22 protein-coding genes and 1 tRNA gene are annotated in these 18,428 nt (G+C 56.8%); 17 read left to right on the top strand and 6 right to left on the bottom strand.

Features of this window, described 5'->3' with window-relative positions; translation table 11 throughout:
- Positions 1 to 56 precede the first annotated feature (56 nt).
- The 4 genes from JXQ78_RS01200 (at position 57) to JXQ78_RS01185 (ending at position 2,609) form a co-directional block, all read left to right on the top strand.
- Complete coding sequence (locus tag JXQ78_RS01200) at positions 57 to 497, top strand: NYN domain-containing protein (RefSeq protein ID WP_330631651.1); 441 nt, start codon at positions 57 to 59, stop codon at positions 495 to 497.
- A 39-nt stretch (positions 498 to 536) separates the two neighbouring features.
- Positions 537 to 1,376 (top strand): TatD family hydrolase, encoded by an 840-nt coding sequence (locus JXQ78_RS01195; protein ID WP_330631650.1) that lies wholly within the window; start codon positions 537 to 539, stop codon positions 1,374 to 1,376.
- Positions 1,377 to 1,471: 95 nt separating this feature from the next.
- Positions 1,472 to 2,053 (top strand): DUF2150 family protein, encoded by a 582-nt coding sequence (locus JXQ78_RS01190; protein ID WP_330631649.1) that lies wholly within the window; start codon positions 1,472 to 1,474, stop codon positions 2,051 to 2,053.
- A gap of 73 nt (positions 2,054 to 2,126) precedes the next feature.
- Positions 2,127 to 2,609, top strand: a complete 483-nt coding sequence (locus JXQ78_RS01185; RefSeq protein ID WP_330631648.1) for a PH domain-containing protein — start codon at positions 2,127 to 2,129, stop codon at positions 2,607 to 2,609.
- A gap of 1 nt (position 2,610) precedes the next feature.
- Here the strand turns inward: JXQ78_RS01185 and JXQ78_RS01180 are convergent, their stop codons facing one another.
- Entirely contained in the window at positions 2,611 to 5,016 is a 2,406-nt protein-coding gene (locus tag JXQ78_RS01180; RefSeq protein WP_330631647.1) for an AAA family ATPase, read from the bottom strand.
- 377 nt (positions 5,017 to 5,393) lie between these two features.
- Here JXQ78_RS01180 and JXQ78_RS01175 point away from each other — a divergent pair, with 377 nt between their 5' ends.
- The 4 genes from JXQ78_RS01175 to JXQ78_RS01160 all read left to right on the top strand — a co-directional run bounded on the left by JXQ78_RS01175 (position 5,394) and on the right by JXQ78_RS01160 (position 6,655).
- Positions 5,394 to 5,672 (top strand): hypothetical protein, encoded by a 279-nt coding sequence (locus JXQ78_RS01175; RefSeq protein WP_330631646.1) that lies wholly within the window; start codon positions 5,394 to 5,396, stop codon positions 5,670 to 5,672.
- Between the two features lie 94 nt (positions 5,673 to 5,766).
- A complete protein-coding gene (locus JXQ78_RS01170) occupies positions 5,767 to 6,120 on the top strand; it encodes a hypothetical protein (protein ID WP_330631645.1) in 354 nt (117 codons plus the stop codon).
- 137 nt (positions 6,121 to 6,257) lie between these two features.
- Positions 6,258 to 6,557, top strand: a complete 300-nt coding sequence (locus JXQ78_RS01165; protein ID WP_330631644.1) for a hypothetical protein — start codon at positions 6,258 to 6,260, stop codon at positions 6,555 to 6,557.
- A gap of 23 nt (positions 6,558 to 6,580) precedes the next feature.
- Positions 6,581 to 6,655 (top strand) — tRNA-Val (locus JXQ78_RS01160).
- Positions 6,656 to 6,913: 258 nt separating this feature from the next.
- Here the strand turns inward: JXQ78_RS01160 and JXQ78_RS01155 are convergent.
- Both JXQ78_RS01155 and deoC read right to left on the bottom strand, forming a co-directional pair.
- On the bottom strand, positions 6,914 to 7,447 hold the full coding sequence (locus tag JXQ78_RS01155; RefSeq protein ID WP_330631643.1) for a cob(I)yrinic acid a,c-diamide adenosyltransferase: 534 nt from the start codon (positions 7,445 to 7,447) through the stop codon (positions 6,914 to 6,916).
- Positions 7,448 to 7,479: 32 nt separating this feature from the next.
- Entirely contained in the window at positions 7,480 to 8,112 is a 633-nt protein-coding gene (deoC, locus tag JXQ78_RS01150) for a deoxyribose-phosphate aldolase (RefSeq protein WP_330631642.1), read from the bottom strand.
- A gap of 87 nt (positions 8,113 to 8,199) precedes the next feature.
- Here deoC and JXQ78_RS01145 point away from each other — a divergent pair, with 87 nt between their 5' ends.
- The 9 genes from JXQ78_RS01145 (at position 8,200) to JXQ78_RS01105 (ending at position 16,935) form a co-directional block, all read left to right on the top strand.
- Complete coding sequence (locus tag JXQ78_RS01145) at positions 8,200 to 9,006, top strand: DUF63 family protein (protein WP_330631641.1); 807 nt, start codon at positions 8,200 to 8,202, stop codon at positions 9,004 to 9,006.
- Positions 9,007 to 9,062: 56 nt separating this feature from the next.
- Positions 9,063 to 9,980, top strand: coding sequence for a carbohydrate kinase family protein (locus JXQ78_RS01140; RefSeq protein WP_330631640.1), 918 nt, complete (start codon positions 9,063 to 9,065; stop codon positions 9,978 to 9,980).
- A 39-nt stretch (positions 9,981 to 10,019) separates the two neighbouring features.
- Positions 10,020 to 10,751, top strand: a complete 732-nt coding sequence (locus JXQ78_RS01135; protein ID WP_330631639.1) for a nucleoside phosphorylase — start codon at positions 10,020 to 10,022, stop codon at positions 10,749 to 10,751.
- Between the two features lie 41 nt (positions 10,752 to 10,792).
- The gene (locus tag JXQ78_RS01130; protein WP_330631638.1) at positions 10,793 to 12,214 is read left to right on the top strand and encodes an HPP family protein; all 1,422 of its coding nucleotides are present in this window, start codon (positions 10,793 to 10,795) and stop codon (positions 12,212 to 12,214) included.
- A 46-nt stretch (positions 12,215 to 12,260) separates the two neighbouring features.
- The gene (locus JXQ78_RS01125) at positions 12,261 to 12,539 is read left to right on the top strand and encodes a ubiquitin-like small modifier protein 1 (RefSeq protein WP_330631637.1); all 279 of its coding nucleotides are present in this window, start codon (positions 12,261 to 12,263) and stop codon (positions 12,537 to 12,539) included.
- Positions 12,540 to 12,663: 124 nt separating this feature from the next.
- Positions 12,664 to 14,349 carry a thiamine pyrophosphate-binding protein gene (locus tag JXQ78_RS01120; RefSeq protein ID WP_330631636.1) on the top strand — a complete coding sequence of 562 codons (1,686 nt, stop codon included), beginning with the start codon at positions 12,664 to 12,666 and terminating at the stop codon, positions 14,347 to 14,349.
- Positions 14,350 to 14,433: 84 nt separating this feature from the next.
- Complete coding sequence (locus tag JXQ78_RS01115; protein WP_330631635.1) at positions 14,434 to 15,387, top strand: NAD-dependent epimerase/dehydratase family protein; 954 nt, start codon at positions 14,434 to 14,436, stop codon at positions 15,385 to 15,387.
- A gap of 267 nt (positions 15,388 to 15,654) precedes the next feature.
- Entirely contained in the window at positions 15,655 to 15,903 is a 249-nt protein-coding gene (locus JXQ78_RS01110; RefSeq protein ID WP_330631634.1) for a hypothetical protein, read from the top strand.
- 42 nt (positions 15,904 to 15,945) lie between these two features.
- Positions 15,946 to 16,935, top strand: coding sequence for an ornithine cyclodeaminase family protein (locus JXQ78_RS01105; RefSeq protein ID WP_330631633.1), 990 nt, complete (start codon positions 15,946 to 15,948; stop codon positions 16,933 to 16,935).
- Positions 16,936 to 16,940: 5 nt separating this feature from the next.
- On the opposite strand, the gene JXQ78_RS01100 is transcribed toward JXQ78_RS01105, so the two are convergent.
- Genes JXQ78_RS01100 through srp19 form a run of 3 tightly spaced genes read right to left on the bottom strand, consistent with a single transcriptional unit; the run spans position 16,941 to position 18,414 of the window.
- Complete coding sequence (locus JXQ78_RS01100) at positions 16,941 to 17,849, bottom strand: presenilin family intramembrane aspartyl protease PSH (protein WP_330631632.1); 909 nt, start codon at positions 17,847 to 17,849, stop codon at positions 16,941 to 16,943.
- A 47-nt stretch (positions 17,850 to 17,896) separates the two neighbouring features.
- Entirely contained in the window at positions 17,897 to 18,127 is a 231-nt protein-coding gene (locus JXQ78_RS01095) for an H/ACA ribonucleoprotein complex subunit GAR1 (protein ID WP_330632839.1), read from the bottom strand.
- An 8-nt stretch (positions 18,128 to 18,135) separates the two neighbouring features.
- A complete protein-coding gene (gene srp19, locus JXQ78_RS01090; RefSeq protein ID WP_330631631.1) occupies positions 18,136 to 18,414 on the bottom strand; it encodes a signal recognition particle subunit SRP19 in 279 nt (92 codons plus the stop codon).
- Positions 18,415 to 18,428 lie beyond the last annotated feature (14 nt).

Here is an 18,428-nt window from a genome sequence, read left to right as displayed (position 1 = left end):
GTTGGAACGATCGATCGTCTAGTAACGACTTTCACCACTGGGCGAGTGGAATTTGCATGGATAGGCTGTTACGTCGGGGAGAACGGACCGATCGTGTTGGGGTGTTCGTCGATGGGCCCAACGTGTTGCGATCGGAGTTCGACGTTGATCTCGACGACCTACGGAGAGCAACGCTCGAACACGGAACACCCACAGTGATGCGCCTCTACGTTGATGAGCACGCCACACCAGGGCTGATACAGGCAGCCGAGGCACATGGGTTCGAGACGATCGTGACAAGCGGTGATGTGGACGTAAAACTCGCAGTTGACAGCACCGCTATTGCCGTTAGCGGCGACGTTGACACCCTCACAATCGTCTCTCGAGATATGGATTTCAAGCCCGTTCTTGAGCGTGCGGCGCGCGAGGGACTCGAAACAGTGGCAGTTGCTCCCGTAGAACACGGCCGATCGGACGGATTACAGAACGCAGCACACACTGCCGTCACCCTCGATTGACAGTGAGTTTTTCCGGCCCGAGCCCCGAGTCATCGAGCGATGACCACCGAACAGCCGGTTCTCGACAATCATCTGCATCTTGATCCTGTCAACGGTCGTGGCGTTGAGGCAGCCGAGACGTTCGCCACAGCTGGTGGCACGCATCTGCTCGTTGTGAACAAACCATCCTGGCACTACGGCGTCGACGTTACCAACGCCACGGATTTTCAGGTTGCATACGAGCATACGCTCTCGGTGACACAAGCGGCGAGCTCTGTCGTTCCCGGGACCGCCTGGCCCGTTCTTGGCGTTCATCCAGGCCTGATCTCGAAGCTGCTCAAGCGAGGATACGATCCGGACGAAGCGACAGCACTGATGCAAACCGGTCTCGATGTGGCCGCAGAGTACGTCCGCTCGGGCGAGGCACTGGCGTTGAAGTCCGGACGGCCACACTACGACGTGTCGACAGCCGTGTGGGAGGCGTCAAATGCGGTGATGCGACATGCGTTCTCGCTTGGCGGAGAGCTCGACTGTGCGGTCCAGCTACATACCGAATACAGCGAGGAGATGACGGAGGTGACCGAGTGGGCGGAATCTGCTGGCATGGATGCCCACCGCGTCGTGAAACACTACGCAGCCGGGAGACTTTCCGGACCGACGCCAAGCGTCCTCGTCGATAAAGACGAGCTCAGTCGGGCAGCGTCCGCAGGTGAACCGTTCATGATGGAGACCGACTTTATTGACGATCCCGACCGACCGGGTGCCGTTATGGGACCCAAAACCGTTCCGCGCCGAACCACCTGGATGCGCGATGAGGGCTACGATGAGGCAATAAAAATTGCCCACGTGAAAACGCCCCGAAAGGTGTATGGTATCGATACGCGAGAAACACTGTCGTGAAAACCAATCGAATGTACAGAAGTTTGCATCGATTGGCCCCAAATTTCGGCGGTGAGTGAGAAAGGCATATCATCGATAGGCTGTTGTATCGTGGTATGAGTGCTCCCGAGGGTGAGTATTACACCGAAGAACGGTGGCAGAACTGGATTGACCGGTTAACCACCGAAGAGATTGACCTTGAAGACGAAGAATCTGGCCGCCTACTCCAGAATTTCCAGGACGATACGGTGATCGCGATCGCCAAAATTGTCTCCGACTTCGAAGAAGGCGTTCTGGAGGATGAAACGGCGCTCACAGAGCTTGCTGATGTTCGTGAGATCGTTCTGACCGAAGTCGAACTCGATGCCGACAATGAAAACACACTGATGTTGATTAATGCCGTACAGACGGCACTCGTCTGTGTGTTTTACGCCGCCGAAGAGTTCATCGTCACAGATGAGCGCGCTGGTGTCGAAGAGTGTATCGACGCCGCGCGCGAGGCAGAGCAAGACGAGGAGTTCGAAGCCGCACTCGAATTTTGTGCGAAGGCCGGTGCATCGATCATTGACGGTGCAGAGCTCGATCCATCGACCGGAGAGGAATTCGAGTACGGACCGGTTGCCGACTGGGTCACCGGCCTGCGAAGTCTGCAGGTCGCAATGGCCGATCCCGAAGTGGTCGAGCCCGAAGACGAGTAGCCGGACATCCTCTCGTCTCGAGAAGTCTCCAGTGTCACATGTTTATTAGTTGTAAGCATTGAAAAGGCGTACGATGAGTAGCAATGCTCCACCAAGTTGGGTAGAAACGGAGAGTGAGACGAGAGTTGTGTGGCGGGATACACCGACACACTGGCAGATTGCAGATCGGCTGTTGGCTGCAGCGATCGCCGTTGCGTTGGGCGTATACGGCGCTATTCAGTTCGACACGGTGTTCAGGGTTGTCTCGATCGTTGTGGTGGCCGGAGGGCTGCTGGGCGGTGCAGTGGCGATAATTCATCACCGCAGACACATTTATCTAATGACAGAGACGGAACTGTACAAGCGTTCGGGCATGTTCTCGCTGACGATCGACACGCTCTCTCTACGGAGTGTTCAGAACACGTCGTATTCCCAATCCCCGCTACAGCGACTGTTGAATGTCGGAACTGTCGAAATAGAAACGGCCGGAACGAATTCAACCGAACTCGTGTTAGAAGAGGTTCCTCGTCCGTCGTATGTGGCAAATCTTATCATCGATCATTCTGACGGCGGATAGCTCACTCGATTGCTCTCGTTCTGACAGCGTCAATCGCATCAAGTAGATCATTGTGTGTGACATGGGACGGGTTCTCATCGTTCTCCGTCCGCCGTAATGCGGCGCGTGCGGCGCGTTCGGTCACGTGTTCGATATCACTCGCCACGAATCCAGTCGTTCGGGCACCCAGTTCATCGAACTGAATCTCACCAGTGGGGGCATCCAGCGTGTGTTCGAATAGCGCGGCACGCGTCTGTGCGTCCGGTGGCCCAATTTCGATGGTTTGGGAGAATCGACCCGTCCGAAGCATCGCCGGGTCAATCGCGCTGATTCGGTTTGTCGCTCCGACGACAATGACGGAATCATTATCGTCGTGACAGGCGGAGAGTTCAGTGAGTAGCTGTGTGACTTGCTGTCGTTCACTCGTCGTCTGTTGGGCACCTCGATCGGTGGCAAGGGCATCGAGCTCATCAATAAAGATCAAACACGGCTGGCTAGCACGGGCTTCACGAAACAGCGCAGCAACGTTTTGTGCTCCTTCGCCGACCCACTTGCTCACCAGGTCACTGGCCTGAATACTGACGAACGCACAATCGAGCTCTCCGGCGAGACACCGGGCAATATGGGTTTTACCCGTGCCGGGAGGACCATAGAGCAACACGCCATTTTCGATGCCGACGCCGTACGCTTCGTGTGACTCCGGACGTTGTAGTGGATGGATAATCGTTTCTTGTAGCCGGTCTTTCACTGATTCCGCGCCAACCGCGTCATCGAACGTGAGATTCGGTGGTCGCTGGACGAACTCACCAGTAAGCTCGCGTTCATCGGAGATTGTTGCCACAGCATCGAACACATCTCCATTGGTGACGGATCCTTGAACATTCTGTTTGTGCTCTCGACGGGCTGCCCTGATGGTCGTGCGGCGTGCGATTTCGACCATGTCAGAAGCGACGAGGCCATCAGTTTCTCGTTCGAATCGCTCGGTGTCGAACTGAGAAATCGGAACTGACAGATGGTGATCGAATATTGCCAGGCGTGTGGGCCCATCCGGTAATGGCACCTGTATCTTCGTGTCGAATCGACCGGTTCGTAGCATTGCTTCATCAATAGCTTCAGGCCGGTTGGTCGTTCCTACAACAACGATATCATCCGACGAAGAGATGTCCGAAAGCGAGCGCAGTAGCTGGGAAACACGCCGCGTGTTCGATCCCTGACCAGTGCTCGATCGCTCCGATGCGATCGCGTCGAGTTCATCGAGAATGAGGAGACAGGGCTGATTCTGTTTTGCTTGCTCGAAGAGCTCGGAAAGGTGATTTTCGTCCCAGCTGGATGATTGGCTTCCGTCGAGTTCGAGTATTTCCCATCCGAGTTCACCAGCGAGACACCGTGCGATGTGTGATTTTCCCGTTCCGGGTGGACCATGTAACAAGACACCCGTAACGGGATCAGCACCGTATTTCTCATATGGAAGTTCATCGTTCAGTGGGTCGATCACCTGTTCTCCGAGGAGTTCCGTTACTGAGTCCATTCCCACGACCGCATCGAAATCCATCGCAGGAGCGGATTTGAGGTCGGTACCGGCGGTGTTAGATTGTTCTGGTATTGCAACGCCCTGAAACAGCGGATCGACCACGCTTGAATCTCCTTGCGACATAGCCTTTGCACCAGCGACGGCGTTTGTGACGAGAGGACTGGTATCCTCGGTGAACTCAGGGAGCTTGTGGGGTTCGACCTCTGGGAGATGCACCAGGGAGATACAGGCTGCAGCCCTGACTTCGGGGTCTTCGTCGTCGGCGAGTGCAAGCAAGTCTGCCTCGAATGACGAACCAAACTCCGGAAATGCGGCTGAGAGGTTACCGAGTGCGATCGCAACGTTCGCCTGGACGCGGGAGTTTTTCGTTGCCAACAGCTGCTGGAGCCCCACGGCGTGGTCCAACACGGCACCAGGATAGTCTCGGGCAAAGAATTTGATCGAAATGGCGGCGTGTTCGCCGATTGATGCGGAGCTGTCGGAGAGACACGAACTAATGCGTGTCACGATCGATTCGACATCCATTGACGCGTGTTTGACGACCTTTCCAGGTGCGTTGCGAACCTGTTCGGCAACGAACTTCGCCGCCACTGCTCGCACCTGATCGTCGCGAGCCGTTAACGAATCAAGTGCCTCCGAGACGTCTGTTGGATCTCCATGGTGATAGAGCCGGTCAATACGGGATCGTTGTGTCGCTCGGTATTTTACGTAGACGTGGGCTATCAGGATTCCACACCCAGAGATAAAAATGCTTACCGCGTGAATATCGCCATTGTTTATAGAAATCGGTATGCTTGATTCGATTGTTCGAAGGATAACGATTGCCGCAATTGCACCAATCAGCCAGACCAGTAGAAAGGAGAGTGCCTGCCTGGAGCGACCGTGACGTGCAGTCATGTGTTGATCTCTCGATAGTGTAGTACACTACAGTACTTCCCAGTTGTTATCATTTATAATACCTATTATTTTGATGGCTTGTACTATATACAACCCCAAATTGAACAGGCGAAAGTATTTCTCTATTGCATTATTTCTCAATAAAATAAATTATGCTCGTAGATTTACGTACACTTAGTTACGTAGGTGGGATCATTGGCTTGCTAGCAATTGTACCAGCATTTGGCGGTGGAGGACTCTTGGCCGGTCTGTCGGGGACCGTCGGGTGGCTGTGGTCAACTATTATTAGACTGTCATTACAGGACGGAAAGGCGGATCTGTGGAGTTCAATCCGAATTACAGTGGTCATCTTCTGTCCGTTGTGGGTGGGTCTCGGTGTGGCACAGTGGATCGGCATTGATGTACCGAGGCTCGTCTGTCAGACCCAATGGTTCGGGATAGGAGTCCCGGGATTGATCGGGTCGGTAGTCCAGATTACGATCGGTCTGTTTGCCCTGAAATTTCTGTTGCGCTCGATGCTTGGACTGGCTGGTGCGGCCAGTGGTTCTCCAGCGTTCAGGGAGGCGGGCCTTTCGTTGTGTGCAACATTCGTTCCCGTACTGGCTGCTGAACTGCTTCGTTCGGGAAGCAGTGCTCTGGCCAGTTGTTTGCTCTAAGAGCCCCCCTGCGTCGTGGGAAATTGGTATCGATCGCGGGCTGAAAATCAAATAACTATACAGGGGAGCGGCGTGAACCCACGTACACTGATCTATGACAATTCGTTCACGCCTGGCCAGCACGTCACTGCTAGGAACGACGGGTCCCGGTTCGAAAAAGCACACCGTATTGTTGCTCGTCGCAGTCGCGAGTGGTTTGCTGGTGGTTTTACGCCGCCGGAAATCTTCATCCTCAGAATCAACCGGAACGAACGAGGACGAATCGGAGGCGTCCCGATCGATCGCAACCACAGCAACAGCCGACGAAGACGACGCCGATGACGAATCCGTCGTGGATGTAGCCACCGGCGACAGCAGTCGCGAACTCGATATGTTCGATATGCTCGCGATCGTTGCCTCCGCCGTAACGGCGGCCAGAAGCGAGTACAAAGACCGAACAGGACAGTGATACCCAGTTCGGGTGAGTGATACTGACAAAGCCGTCGGTGATCGAGAGGTGAGTACAGCTATTGGTCGTGTAAGTCCGATCTAATCCAGCAGCTGTCCGTCAGAATCACTTTATTCCGGACGGAAGAACTGTGTGACATGAACAAGCACTACAGCGATGCCTGGTACTACATCAAACGTGCCGGTGAGGAGTTGGTGACCGGACTGTCCGAATCAACCACGACAGCGGAGATGAAAGCCCGAGATCGTCTCGGAATGGAGCCAAAATCCGACACCGAAACACAGACCGATAGACTCAAAGAAGAGCTCGAATCGATTCGAACGCAGACCGAAGAGGAGTCCGAGCGACTCTTCTCACACGCCCGCGAGCAGATAGAGGACATTCAACAGCAACTCCAACAACAGAACCACTCACAGTCGAAAGGAATTCTTAAGTAAGAGGGGTCTTTGCTTTCTACTGCGGGTTGGTGATCTAGGCTGGTTATGATACCTCCTTCACACGGAGGAAGTCGGCAGTTCAAATCTGCCTCAACCCACTGAATTTTTGTCCCGAATTCGCATCGTTCACTGATTGAGCACAGCACTGTCTCTCATATTCTTTCCACCGATATTTGTGCACACCTGAGCAACTCAGCCATGACTCGACGGAGGTCAAAACACTTATCCATCTTTAGGCCAACCTAAAAATACGGCCTGGATCGAGGCCCGGGCTGTGAGCATCGATCGAAAACGACAGTGGGAATCGTGTGCTGTCGGGTGTTTCCTGCTTCAGTCGACAGCACCTGTCTGTCCTTTTAATACGTTGGTGAGTGTTCTGTGACTCCGTTCCGACCATTGACGGCTCTGGCCATCACGAACAGCAGATCCGAAAGCCGGTTGAGATACGTGATTGCTGGCTCGTTCACCGCTTCGTTGCTGGCCAGCTCCACCGCCTTGCGCTCTGCACGGCGGACGACCGTGCGGGCGTGGTGAAGCCTGCTTCCGCGATCACTGCCGCCAGGAAGAATGAACGACTCCAGTGGCTCGAGTTCCTCATCGTACTCATCGATCCACGACTCGATCGTTTCGACCTGTCCCTCTTCAAGTCGTGGACCGTCGCTTTGTTCGTTCGGATCTGCAAAATCTGCCTGCACGATATGAAGGTGGTTTTGGACGGACAGTAGCTGTTCATTGATATCGTCGTACTCCGTCGGGATGAGCGTTCCAATGAGGGCGTTTGCTTCATCGACCGTCCCGTAGGCTGCAATTCGTGGGTTCGTCTTCGAAACCCGGGTCATGTCGCGCAGATCAGTCAGTCCGTCGTCACCTCTTCCGGTGTAGATCTTCATACTGCAGTCGTCGGTGCCAACTCCCTTGACTCTCACTCCTGAACGGTTGCCAGATATTCCTCAACGATTTTTACGCCACTCGAGGCACCGATGCGTTCGGCCCCGGCATCAAGCATCGCCGTTGCCCGCTCATACGACCCGATCCCGCCGCTGGCTTTTACGGGGAGATACTCGCTCATGAGTTCGACATCGTCGATTTTCGCGCCGTGGTCTGCAAAGCCGGTGGAGGTCTTCACGTACGCCGCACCAGAATCGGCTGCGATCGAGCAGGCCCGTCGCTTTTGGTCATCGGAGAGCACTGCAGTTTCGATAATGACCTTCACTGGAACCGGAACCGCAGAAACGACAGCTCCAATGTCGCGTTCGACCGTGCTCCACTCATTCGCCCGCAGCGCACCGACATTGAGTACCATATCAAGTTCATCACAGCCGTTTTCGTAGGCTTCGATCGCCTCAACGCGTTTGGTGTGTGTCGTGTGCTGTCCGTGAGGAAAGCCAATGACCGTCGCAAGCGTCACATCGGTCTGTATCGACTCCACGAAACAGGGCGGAATACAGGCGTTCATGCCGTAATCCTGGGCTTGCTCAACGACGGCTATCGCATCGTTACGAGTCGTTTCAACACCGAGAACGGTGTGATCGATCCGCTCGGGAAATGCAGTCATGGGAACACTGAATGGAGCGACTGAGTTACGTCCATCGCTCGGCAGATGTCGGTACCCATTTCTTTGGCGACACTGATCACACGAGTGATGGAACCGCTGTTACTGCCAGCAGGCTTCGAGCTGCCGCCGCCCGAGTATCTGCTCGTCGTGGTCGGAGCAGGACTCTGTGTGTTGTGGGGACTCTTCAAGCGATCGCCGGCGATCACGCAACCACTCGTCGTCGCGCTCACGCCATGGATGGCCACCGGCGCAACGCTGTATGCGCTCTCGCAGGTACAGTGGCTCCCGGCGGCGGTTCGACCGTTCACCACCGCCCCTATCGTGTATCTCACCGTATTCGCCGTGGTTGGTGGCCTGTTGGTGCTAGTTGGCGATCGAGACCCCAAAGCGTACTCCATTCGGAGTACGCCCGGTGTGATCGGACTGACCGGACTGTTCGTCCTGGGTTGTGTCGGCGTACTCGCCGTCCAGGCCGCGCTTGCCCATCCGCCGGTTACGATCGTGTGGCCTGCAATGGCCGTCGCTGGGACAATTCTTGCGAGCGCAGCGGTCTGGGCAACCATTTGGCAGGTGGCACCCGACATTGTCAGGGTTACTGGCGGTCCTGGGCTCCTCGTTGTGGTTGGCCACCTCCTTGACGGGGTCTCAACCGCAGTCGGAATGACACAGCTGGGCTTTGGCGAACAGACACCACTCTCGCGGCTGCTGATCGATCTCGGGGGCGTCTGGCTGTTCGTTGGCGTGAAACTGTTGCTGGCGGTATTTGTTATCTGGGTGCTCGCCGAGTACGTCAGAGAATCGCCGTCGGAGGGAAATCTCTTGCTCGCCGTCGTCGCTGCCGTCGGTCTCGGGCCAGGGATCCATAACATCGTCCTGTTTTCGATCGCACCCTGAGGCTGGTAGACGATTCAAAGACGAGGTTTTTGTCCGTGGTCGGCAATTCTCAACGTATGCGCGTCATCTGTGCTGGCCACGTCAATTGGGACGTAACACTCCACGTTGATCATCTTCCATCTGCTGACAGTGAGGCACACATTCGATCGCGCAACAGTGGCGGTGGCGGGAGCGCAGCGAACGCAGCAGTGGCATTCGCGAAACTCGGGGCTGATTCAGCGATAGTTGGGAGTGTTGGTACAGATCCAAACGGCCGTGCTGCACAGGACGAACTCAGTGCCCATGACGTCGATACCACCAGCCTGCAGATCATCGACGGCCAGACGGCTGTGAAGTATCTCGTGGTCGCACCTGATGGCGAAGCGTTCGTGCTCGGCACGAACGGCGTCAACGAAGCGTTCGATCCGGCCGCCATCACGGCCGACACCGTTACCAGTGCCGAACATCTCCATCTCACCGGCCAGGACCCACAGACGGCTGCCGTGCTCGCTGAACTCGCAACTGAGCACGGGCTCACCGTGAGCTTCGATCCGGGACGGCGATCATCCGGTCGACCATACGAGCGCACCCTCGAACACACTGATCTGCTGTTTTTGAATCGGCATGAGGGCAAGCAGATCAACGTGCCCGACGACTGTGTCGTGGTACGGACTTTTGGCGAGGGGGGTGCCACCGTCGAAACTGGCGACCGAACCGTCACACATCCTGGCTACGCCGTCGATGCCGTCGATTCGACCGGTGCTGGAGACGCATTTGCAGCCGGATTCGTGGTGAGTAGGCTCACAGCACCCGATCGGGGGTTTGAGGGCGCACTACAGGTGGCAAACGCCTGTGGTGCGCTCACGGCCCAGCACTCCGGAACGAGAGCGACCCTGAGCTGGGAGCTGCTCGAATCGATACAGCGTAGCACGGACGAACAGCCCGTTCGTGCCGACGATTGCACGCACGATTCGACGGCCGAACTCGATGGCTGAATTCGACAACCGTTTTCCCAGTGGTCCACAACACGTCGTATGACTGGCGCAAAGCAGCCACATCTGTTGGTCGAACCTGGAGACGTAGCTGATATCGCACTCGTTCCTGGCGATCCCGGTCGCGTCGACCGGATCGCAAGCTACTGTGACAACACTGAAACAGTGGCAGAAAACAGGGAGTATCGCATCGTCAACGCAACCTACGAGGGCCGACAGCTCACGATCTGCTCGACGGGCATCGGTTCGCCATCCGCAACGATCGCCATCGAAGAGCTCGCGGCTGTTGGTGTCGAAACGTTCGTTCGTGTCGGCACGATCGGCGCGCTTCAGTCCGATATCGAAATCGGAGACATGATCGTCGCTACCGCAGCCACGAAGGCTGAGGGAACGACCAAACGGTATGAGGATCCAACGATTCCTGCCGTTGCCGATTTCACCGTTGTGGACGCGCTCCAGCGCGCGGCCAGCGATAACGACGAGACGATTCACACCGGTGCAATCGTGACTGATGACGCATTCTACGCAGAAACTGACGAACACGTCTCTGCCTGGGAGCGCGCAGGATTGCTCGCCGTCGAAATGGAGGCGGCAGCGCTGTTCACGCTTGCCCGCCGAAAGGGACTCTCGGCGGGCGCGATCTGTACTGTCGACGGCAATCTCGTCGAAGGAACACAAAAGGGTGAGACCGAGGAGGATGAGCTGCCAGAAAAGGCGAAAAACAACGTCGGCCGAGCCATTCAGCTCACACTTGATGCCGTTACGACACTATAAATAGCAAAACGGATTTTCGGGCGCACGCCGAATGAACTGGTATGCGTTTGTTGCACTCTGTGCTGTCGCTTTTTCGTCGTGCTCGCCGCTTTGAGCGTCGTGAGCTCCAGGAGTTCCGTGCCTGGATCGAGACGACGCGGAATCTGATTCGACTCACGAGTTTGCTTGTCATTCCGCTCCTCCTTGCGCTCGTGACATTTCTCTCACACGTTAACCCCGCACTCTCGTTTTTGCTGTTTCCCCCGCTGGCCTCGGGGACACACACCCTGTTTTCCGATCCGAAAGGGAAGTATTCGACCCCAGTGAATCTCATTGGTGGATTGACCATCGGTGCGCTGTGTGGCTGGCTGACGCTCGTGATTCGTCATCTGGGGTGGCTACCGGTTGCAAACGACGTTGCAACCGTGTCGCCGATTGGCGCTGCACTCTCAATCTTTATGACGGGCGTGTTCACGTGGTTGCTGGACGTTGAACTCTCAGCTGGGTTTTCGACCGCTCTGCTGGTGTTGTTGACCAACACGCCGGACGACGCCGGTATTTACGTATTGAGTATTGCTGTTTCGAGCGTGCTGGTCGCAGTGGTGTTTTACTTCTGGCGTCGCAAGGTGTACGCTGAACGCGCCCAGTACCTCTACCAGTCGACGAAGGGCGACGACCACGTTCTGATACCAATGCGTGGCCCCCACGCCAACGCGACGGCGATGCTCGGTGCCCGCCTGGCAAGCGCACACGACGCTGGTAAGGTGGTGTTGCTGAAGCTCTCCGACGACGAAGCGATCGAAAACAGCACAGAGGAAAATGGCGATAAAAAATCCGCCCAGGAGCGCGTCGTGAGTGCGTATGCGGCCGACCTCGAAGACCGAGCAAGCAAGATCCGGACGAAAATTGGGGTTCCCTGTGAGGTGGTCGTGGCGAGTGCGGGGACAAGCCCTGCCCGAACGGTAATCCACACGGCACACGAGACGAACTGTGATCTCATAGCCGTCCCGTTCGAGACGAGATACGGGTCGCTCTCGCCGTTCATCAGAGAGCTGTTCAACGGCGACACCGACGTTCTCGTCCACCGGTCCGCCGACGATCGAACGAGCTGGGATCGCGTGATGGTGACGGTACGTCGAGAAAGTGACGTGGCCCACAGCATGCTCGATTTTGCCGTTCGTCTCGTCGGTCACACTGGCGGAGTTTCGGTGGCCCATTGCATCGGTGACGAACGACACCGTCGCACGGCCGAAGAGATGCTTGCCCATCTCACGGAAACAATCGAGGCCATGGTCGAAACCCGCGTTGCACTCACATCGATCGAGGATTTCCTCGACACCTACGTTCACAGTTACGATCTCGTCATCGTCGGAGCAAGTCAGGATCGGAGCGCAGCCTCACGGTTCGTCGCACCACCGACGTTCAACCGAATCGATACCCTCGACACTGATGTTGCCATTCTCGATCGAAACTTCAGAATTTGACGGGCGGACGGCTAGGCTCTTGTATCTGTAACCGAAAGTGCTGGATATGCACTGGAAGCTGTTTGCCACACTCCGAGAGGCCACTGGCCACCAGGAGGTGGCAGTCGAGATCGAGGAGGACGCAACGATTCGAGATGCACTGGACGCGCTGTTACAGAACCATCCCGAACTCGAAGACGAGCTGTTTTCACCACAGGGTGAACTGTACAACCATATTCGACTGCTCCAGAACGGCGACGATCCATTTTTGACCGGTGATGGCTTCGATGCTGACGTTGGTCCTGATGACGAACTGGCGCTATTTCCACCCGTGAGCGGAGGCTAACGCGAATCAGTCGGATCGATATTTTCGTTCCGATACCCCTAGAACAATATTCCATCACGACGCCTAGGGACAGGATGGTCCCGAAACTGACTCTGAGCAATGAATCACCACACAGGAGACAGCCATGAAAACCGTCGAGGCGGTTGTCGAGGCGCTAGAAGCGCTCTCTGTCGAGTACGTCTTTGGCTATCCGGGCGGTCGCGTGATAGAGCTGTTCGAAGCGCTGGCTGATTCTCCGATCGAGGTGATTCGCCCGCGAGACGAGCGACAGGCAAGCGTGATGGCTGAGCTGTACGGCCGACGAACCGGAAAGCCAGGAGTGCTCGCCGGCCAGGGACCCTGGATCGCCAGCATCGGTGCGATCGGGCAGATGGAAGCCCGGCTCGGATCTTCACCGATGGTGGTGCTAACCGAGGCTTCTGAGCGCGGAGAGTACGCACAGCTAGCGCCGTATCAACAGGCGAGCGGCGAGTACGGCGGGCTCGACATTGGTTCGGTCCTTGAGGGGATCACCACAGAACAGTGGCAGCCAGGAACGCCGGCCGAAACCGTCCGCGCGGTGCAGTTGGCGTTCAAACACGCGAGGGCTGGTCGACCAGGGCCAACAGCCGTCGTTTTCGACGGCGACGCGATCACGGCGGAGTATCCAAGCAATCCGACGCCACCAGTGTGGGAAGCCAGGGCACAGGCACGCACGTGGCATGCTGGACCCGCAATCGACGATCTCGAGCAGGCTGGAGCCGAACTCGCAGCGGCCGACCGTCCAGTGATCGTTGCTGGCAATGGTGTCCACGCAGCTGACGCATACGAGGAGCTCCTGGCGGTGGCCGAAACGTTCGACGCGGTCGTTACCACATCGTATCTGGGCAAATCCACGATCGCAGAAAATCACGAACGAGCAGCCGGCGTTATCGGCTCGTTCGGTCACGAACCGGCCAACACGATCGTGAGTGAGGCAGATGTGCTACTGGTCGTTGGCTCTCGGTTGAACCCCATGGACACGAACTGGCTGGCCGACGGATTCATTCGACCGGACGAGCAGACGCTCATTCACGCCGACGTGGATCCACGCAACGCCGGGTGGGTCTATCCGGCCTCGGTCGGGCTGATTGGAGATGCGGCAGAGACGCTTTTGGCGCTGGCAGAGCACGACGGTGGAACGAACGATTGGGCACTCGATCGTGCGCGCGAAGCTCGATCTGCGTTCACGCCCACGGAGTACGCAAACGACGGTGATACCGTTGCGCCACAGCACGCCGCAATGGCCATCTCCGAAGTGATTGATTCGGAGACGATCGTCACGGCCGACTCCGGGAACAACAGGTTCTGGCTCTTGCAGTATCTCCAGACCGCAGCGCCGGGGACGTATTTCGGCAGTGGTGGCGTCGGCGGAATGGGATGGGCACCACCGGCAGCACTCAGCGCGGCGCTCACCACTCAGAACGACGTTGTCTGCGTCACTGGCGATGGTGGATTTGCGATGACGATGACCGCCGTCGAAACGGCCGTCGAATACGACCTCTCACCGACGTTCGTCATCTTAAACGATACTGGACTCGGCATGGTCCGCCAGATGGACGAGGCGATTCCCGGCGTCACATTCCCAGAGACGGACTTCGTGGCCATTGCTGATGCGTTTGGTGCCGACGGGATCCGTATCGAAAGCACAGCAACGCTCAAATCGACACTCGGCGATGCAATCGAACGTTCCAGTCCGGTCGTGGTCGACATTCCAATCGACCCGTCCGTCCAGATGAGCGATCTGCTTGCCTCCTCATTCTACGAGCGTGTTGGTGGACTCCACGAATAACCTGGAGGAATTGATATAGTTACTCTGGATAAAAAATGAAACGCATTCGGCATTGTTTTCAACTGGCTTGCTGAATCGAGTGGTATGGCTACGGTACTCATCACCGGTGGGACAGGGTTCATCGGATCGTACGTTGGTGCGGCATTCGAACAGGATGGTCACGACGTCGTAGCGTTCGACGTTTCCCCAGGCAGGAAAATTCTCGACCGACTCGGCATCGGTGATGCAGTGACGATTCGACGCGGGGACGTGACCGATCCCACAGCAGTGCTTCGAGCGATCAGGGAGACGGACACGACACACATCGTTCATCTGGCAGCGTTGTTGACGAACGGCGCTCAAAAGAATCCGCGACTTGCCCAGGAGGTGAACATTGGGGGAACGAACGCCGTGTTCGAGGCTGCGCGGATCTGTGATGAGCAGATTGCGCGGGTTGCGTGGGCCTCGAGCGCAGCGGTATACGCACCACCGGATCGATACGACGACTGGGTCGATGAAGATGACCTGATCTATCCCGAGACGTTGTATGGGGCCACAAAGGCGTACAACGAACACCAGGCTCGGCTCTACAGCAGTGAGTACGGCTGCTCGCTGGTCGGACTCCGACCAACGGTTGCGTATGGACCGTACCGTGAGACCGGTGGGTCGGCCTTTCTCACCGAACTCATCGAACGACCAGCGCTTGATGAGTCGTTCAGCGTCGAATACGGTGATCAGATCATCGACTGGCAGTACGTCAAAGATATCGCCACGGCGTTCCGGTTGGCCACGCTCACTGATGAGAGTGACCTCACACAGGCGGTGTACAATGTTCGAGGAGAGTGTGCCACGATACGCAAAGCGGCAGAAACCGTCGAATCCGTCGTCCCGGACGCGACGATCGAGGTTTCTGATTCGGGAGAGCTCCCGTGGACACAACAGCTCGATATGAGTGCGATACAGAACGATATGGGCTACGAACCGGCATACGATCTCGAGGCCGGGATTACGGAGTATGTTACCGTGCTGCGTGAACAACACGGTCTGGAATCGGCATGAGTCGAGGCGGTGGATAAGGTCTGAAAGCAATCAATTCGTATGGGTATAATCGTCATTAGACAGAGCGCTGTCACTGAATATGGCCGTAATATTTATATATTCTCAAAACCGCCCGATAGAGGACTGATTTGGACATTAACCTCTCCATAAGTTATGAAAGGGTTTTGCTATCGTTTCATTGTGGGTATACGATGGCTATGTTCTAAGGTACAGGTGGGTGACGGCGAAAGGCTTATTACAGAAGTATGCACTACGTTATGGTAGACTATGACTGGATACTACGATATTATACTGGGACTCATCCCCCTGTCCCTGTTCGGCGTATCGGGAGTGTTGACCGTCGCAGGATTTGAGATGAACCACGCGATCTTCGTTGCAGGAACGATCGCGATCGGTTGTATGGGACACGCGCTGTTCGTCCGGACACCCACAGGCACAGTTCGGACCGAAACGGATTCCAGTCAGTCACCTCCACCATCGTCTCGCGTCGAGACGAACCCAGTCAATTCGGATTAGGCTTTCCCGCAGAACTAAGAGCCGTGGACTCCTTTCTGGCACATGTCCACTGTTGTACTACTGCACAGCGACGAGCTTAGAGCGTTGCTCTCAGTTGAGGACTGCATCGAGGCTGTTCGTTCGGGATACCAACAGCGTGGGCCAGCAAAACCGCGGACAAAACTGGTGTCAGATGCACCACGCGGAATGCTCACGAGCTATCTCTCGATGCTCCCTGAAACGGGACGAATGGGAGGATACATCTACGCTGCCGGATTCGAAGCCGAGGATGCGCAGTTTCTGTTGCCGTTGTTCGATGGAGAAAGTGGTCAATTGCTCGCGTTGCTTGACGGTGCGAGCATGAATCCGTACAAGACGGGTGCCGTCGGAGCAGTTGGCGTCGACGCGCTTGCTCGAAAGGATGTCTCAACGCTGGCTGTCATCGGAAGCGGGCCACAGGCCCGAGGGCAGGTCGCCTCGACGGCCACAGTCCGATCGTTCGACACCGTGCGGGTCTATTCTCCCACTGCAGCCAACCGTAAAGCGTTCGCCGCTGAAATGTCCGATCGAATTGGTGTTTCCGTCGAGCCAGTCGAATCGAGCGAAACAGCAGTTCGTGGAGCCGACGTTGTGATCACTGCCACGAACGCCACCGAGCCGGTGTTCGACGGCGAGGGGCTCGAGCCTGGCACGCACGTAACGGCGATGGGTCAGTACGACCGGGGGGTCCGCGAGATCGACACCACTACCGTTGCGCGCGCAAAATACGTGACCGATCTCGAAGAGAGAGCAACGAACGATGCTGGTGCGTTTCTCCAGGCGATCGAGGAGGATGCGATCGACGAATCACATCTCCACGGCGATCTCGGGGCAGTGCTGTCGGGAGCAGTGGATGGGCGAACGTCCCCCGAAGAGATCACAGTGTTCGACAGCGGGGGAACGGGCGTCGAAACGGTCGCGGTCGCCTCGATGTTGTACGACCGTGCTCAAGAGGAGGGTCTCGGAACCGAGATCGAGATTTCTGCGGCCAGTGATGCGCTCGATGGCCGCTGAGCGAGTCACACGCCAGCGGCTTCGAGCAGCGAGACGCCGCTGATGAGCGCACCGACAAAATATCCCACGATCGTACACCCATTCAGTAGCGGAAGTCCGGCGTGAGCCCGACCAGCGAGCACGAGTTTGATCAACACGAGCAGTCCAGCTATCGTCCCTCCCATGGCAAAGAGTGCAGGAACTGTCAGCACCAGTCCGTCGATGATCGGCGCTACTGGTAAGAATGCAATCGAGCTGGCGACCAGAATCGATGGCATCACCGCATCACCGAGTCCGATATAGAGGGCATCGCGGTCCGGTTGATCCTCGTCTTCAGCCGTCAAAAACGAGTAGGACCGAGTGAGCGGGATCACCAGCACGATCGGGATCTTCAGGGCCATTAGCCCCTCGGCGAGCGTGAGCATGTGCTCGGTTTTGTAGACGCTGATCGCATCGTACACCGCGAGTACACAGAGCAACAACAGAGCAGGAACGATGCCCAAACTGATGCCAAACAGCCCGGCGGCAGCCATTCCGATGACTGCACCGATGGCGTCAATCACGTACCACTCTGGATGCACCCAGAGCACGATCCCACAGCCTCCTGCGAGTGCAATTGCCAGGGCATGAACCCCACCGGGAGCAATGAACGGTGGAACGAACACCGAAAACACATAGTAACACAGGAAGACACTCGCCCCGATGATGAACAGTCGGACCAGCGATCGGAGTTCGAACCGAATCGCCGCGAGCATTACCCCCGTCGCGACGAGAACTCCTGCCAGATACAACAGCGAGTTCGTCGGATCCGAAGGATTCGACACCGGCTGGTAGCCAGCGGACCGAAATGGCGCGACGAGCGCGATAGCGCCCAGCTGAACGAGAAGAAACAACACAACCGTCCCGATAACGGACGGTACGACACGTCGGTTCACAGCGCACCAATCACGCCCAGCCCAGTTAAACGTCGGCGTTCGAAATCTCAGGGGCGGGCATACACCGTAGTGCCTAGCAGTCCCACCACCTGCGTATCACTGCGGGGATCGACAGCAACGTAGGGCCGATCAACTGGGCCAAACACGTCAACAATCCGGCCAACGTCATCGAGTGATTCGTCGATCACCACAGTGCCGATCGACGGCGAGGCAGATTCAGGAGCTCTGACGACGACGAGGTTCTGTGCAGTGTTGACGACGGTACCGAGACGCTGAATGGAAGCCTTCATCCACGAATCGCCTGAACGTACGCGCCGACTGCCTGCAATAGATCGCTCTTGCTCGCGTCGTCGGCGTTTTTGATTAGTACACGGCCCCGGGGTTCGTACTCGCGGGGATAGGTGACATCACGTTCGATCACCGCGTCGTAGCCGATCTGCTGGACGGCAGAGGCGATTTCGTCCACGGTCGGCCGTTCGACTGCGAGATCAGTTGGCACGCGACGCCCGTCACTCCGGGAACAGGTTGCGTCAAGCGCCGCCGGCCAGATCACGTTTTCGACCATATATGGGCTACCAG

This window comes from Halocatena halophila, from assembly GCA_027563145.1.
Lineage (GTDB): Archaea > Halobacteriota > Halobacteria > Halobacteriales > Haloarculaceae > Halocatena > Halocatena halophila.
Note: the sequence above shows the minus strand (reverse complement) of the source record. Positions and strands in the feature narration are given on the sequence as shown.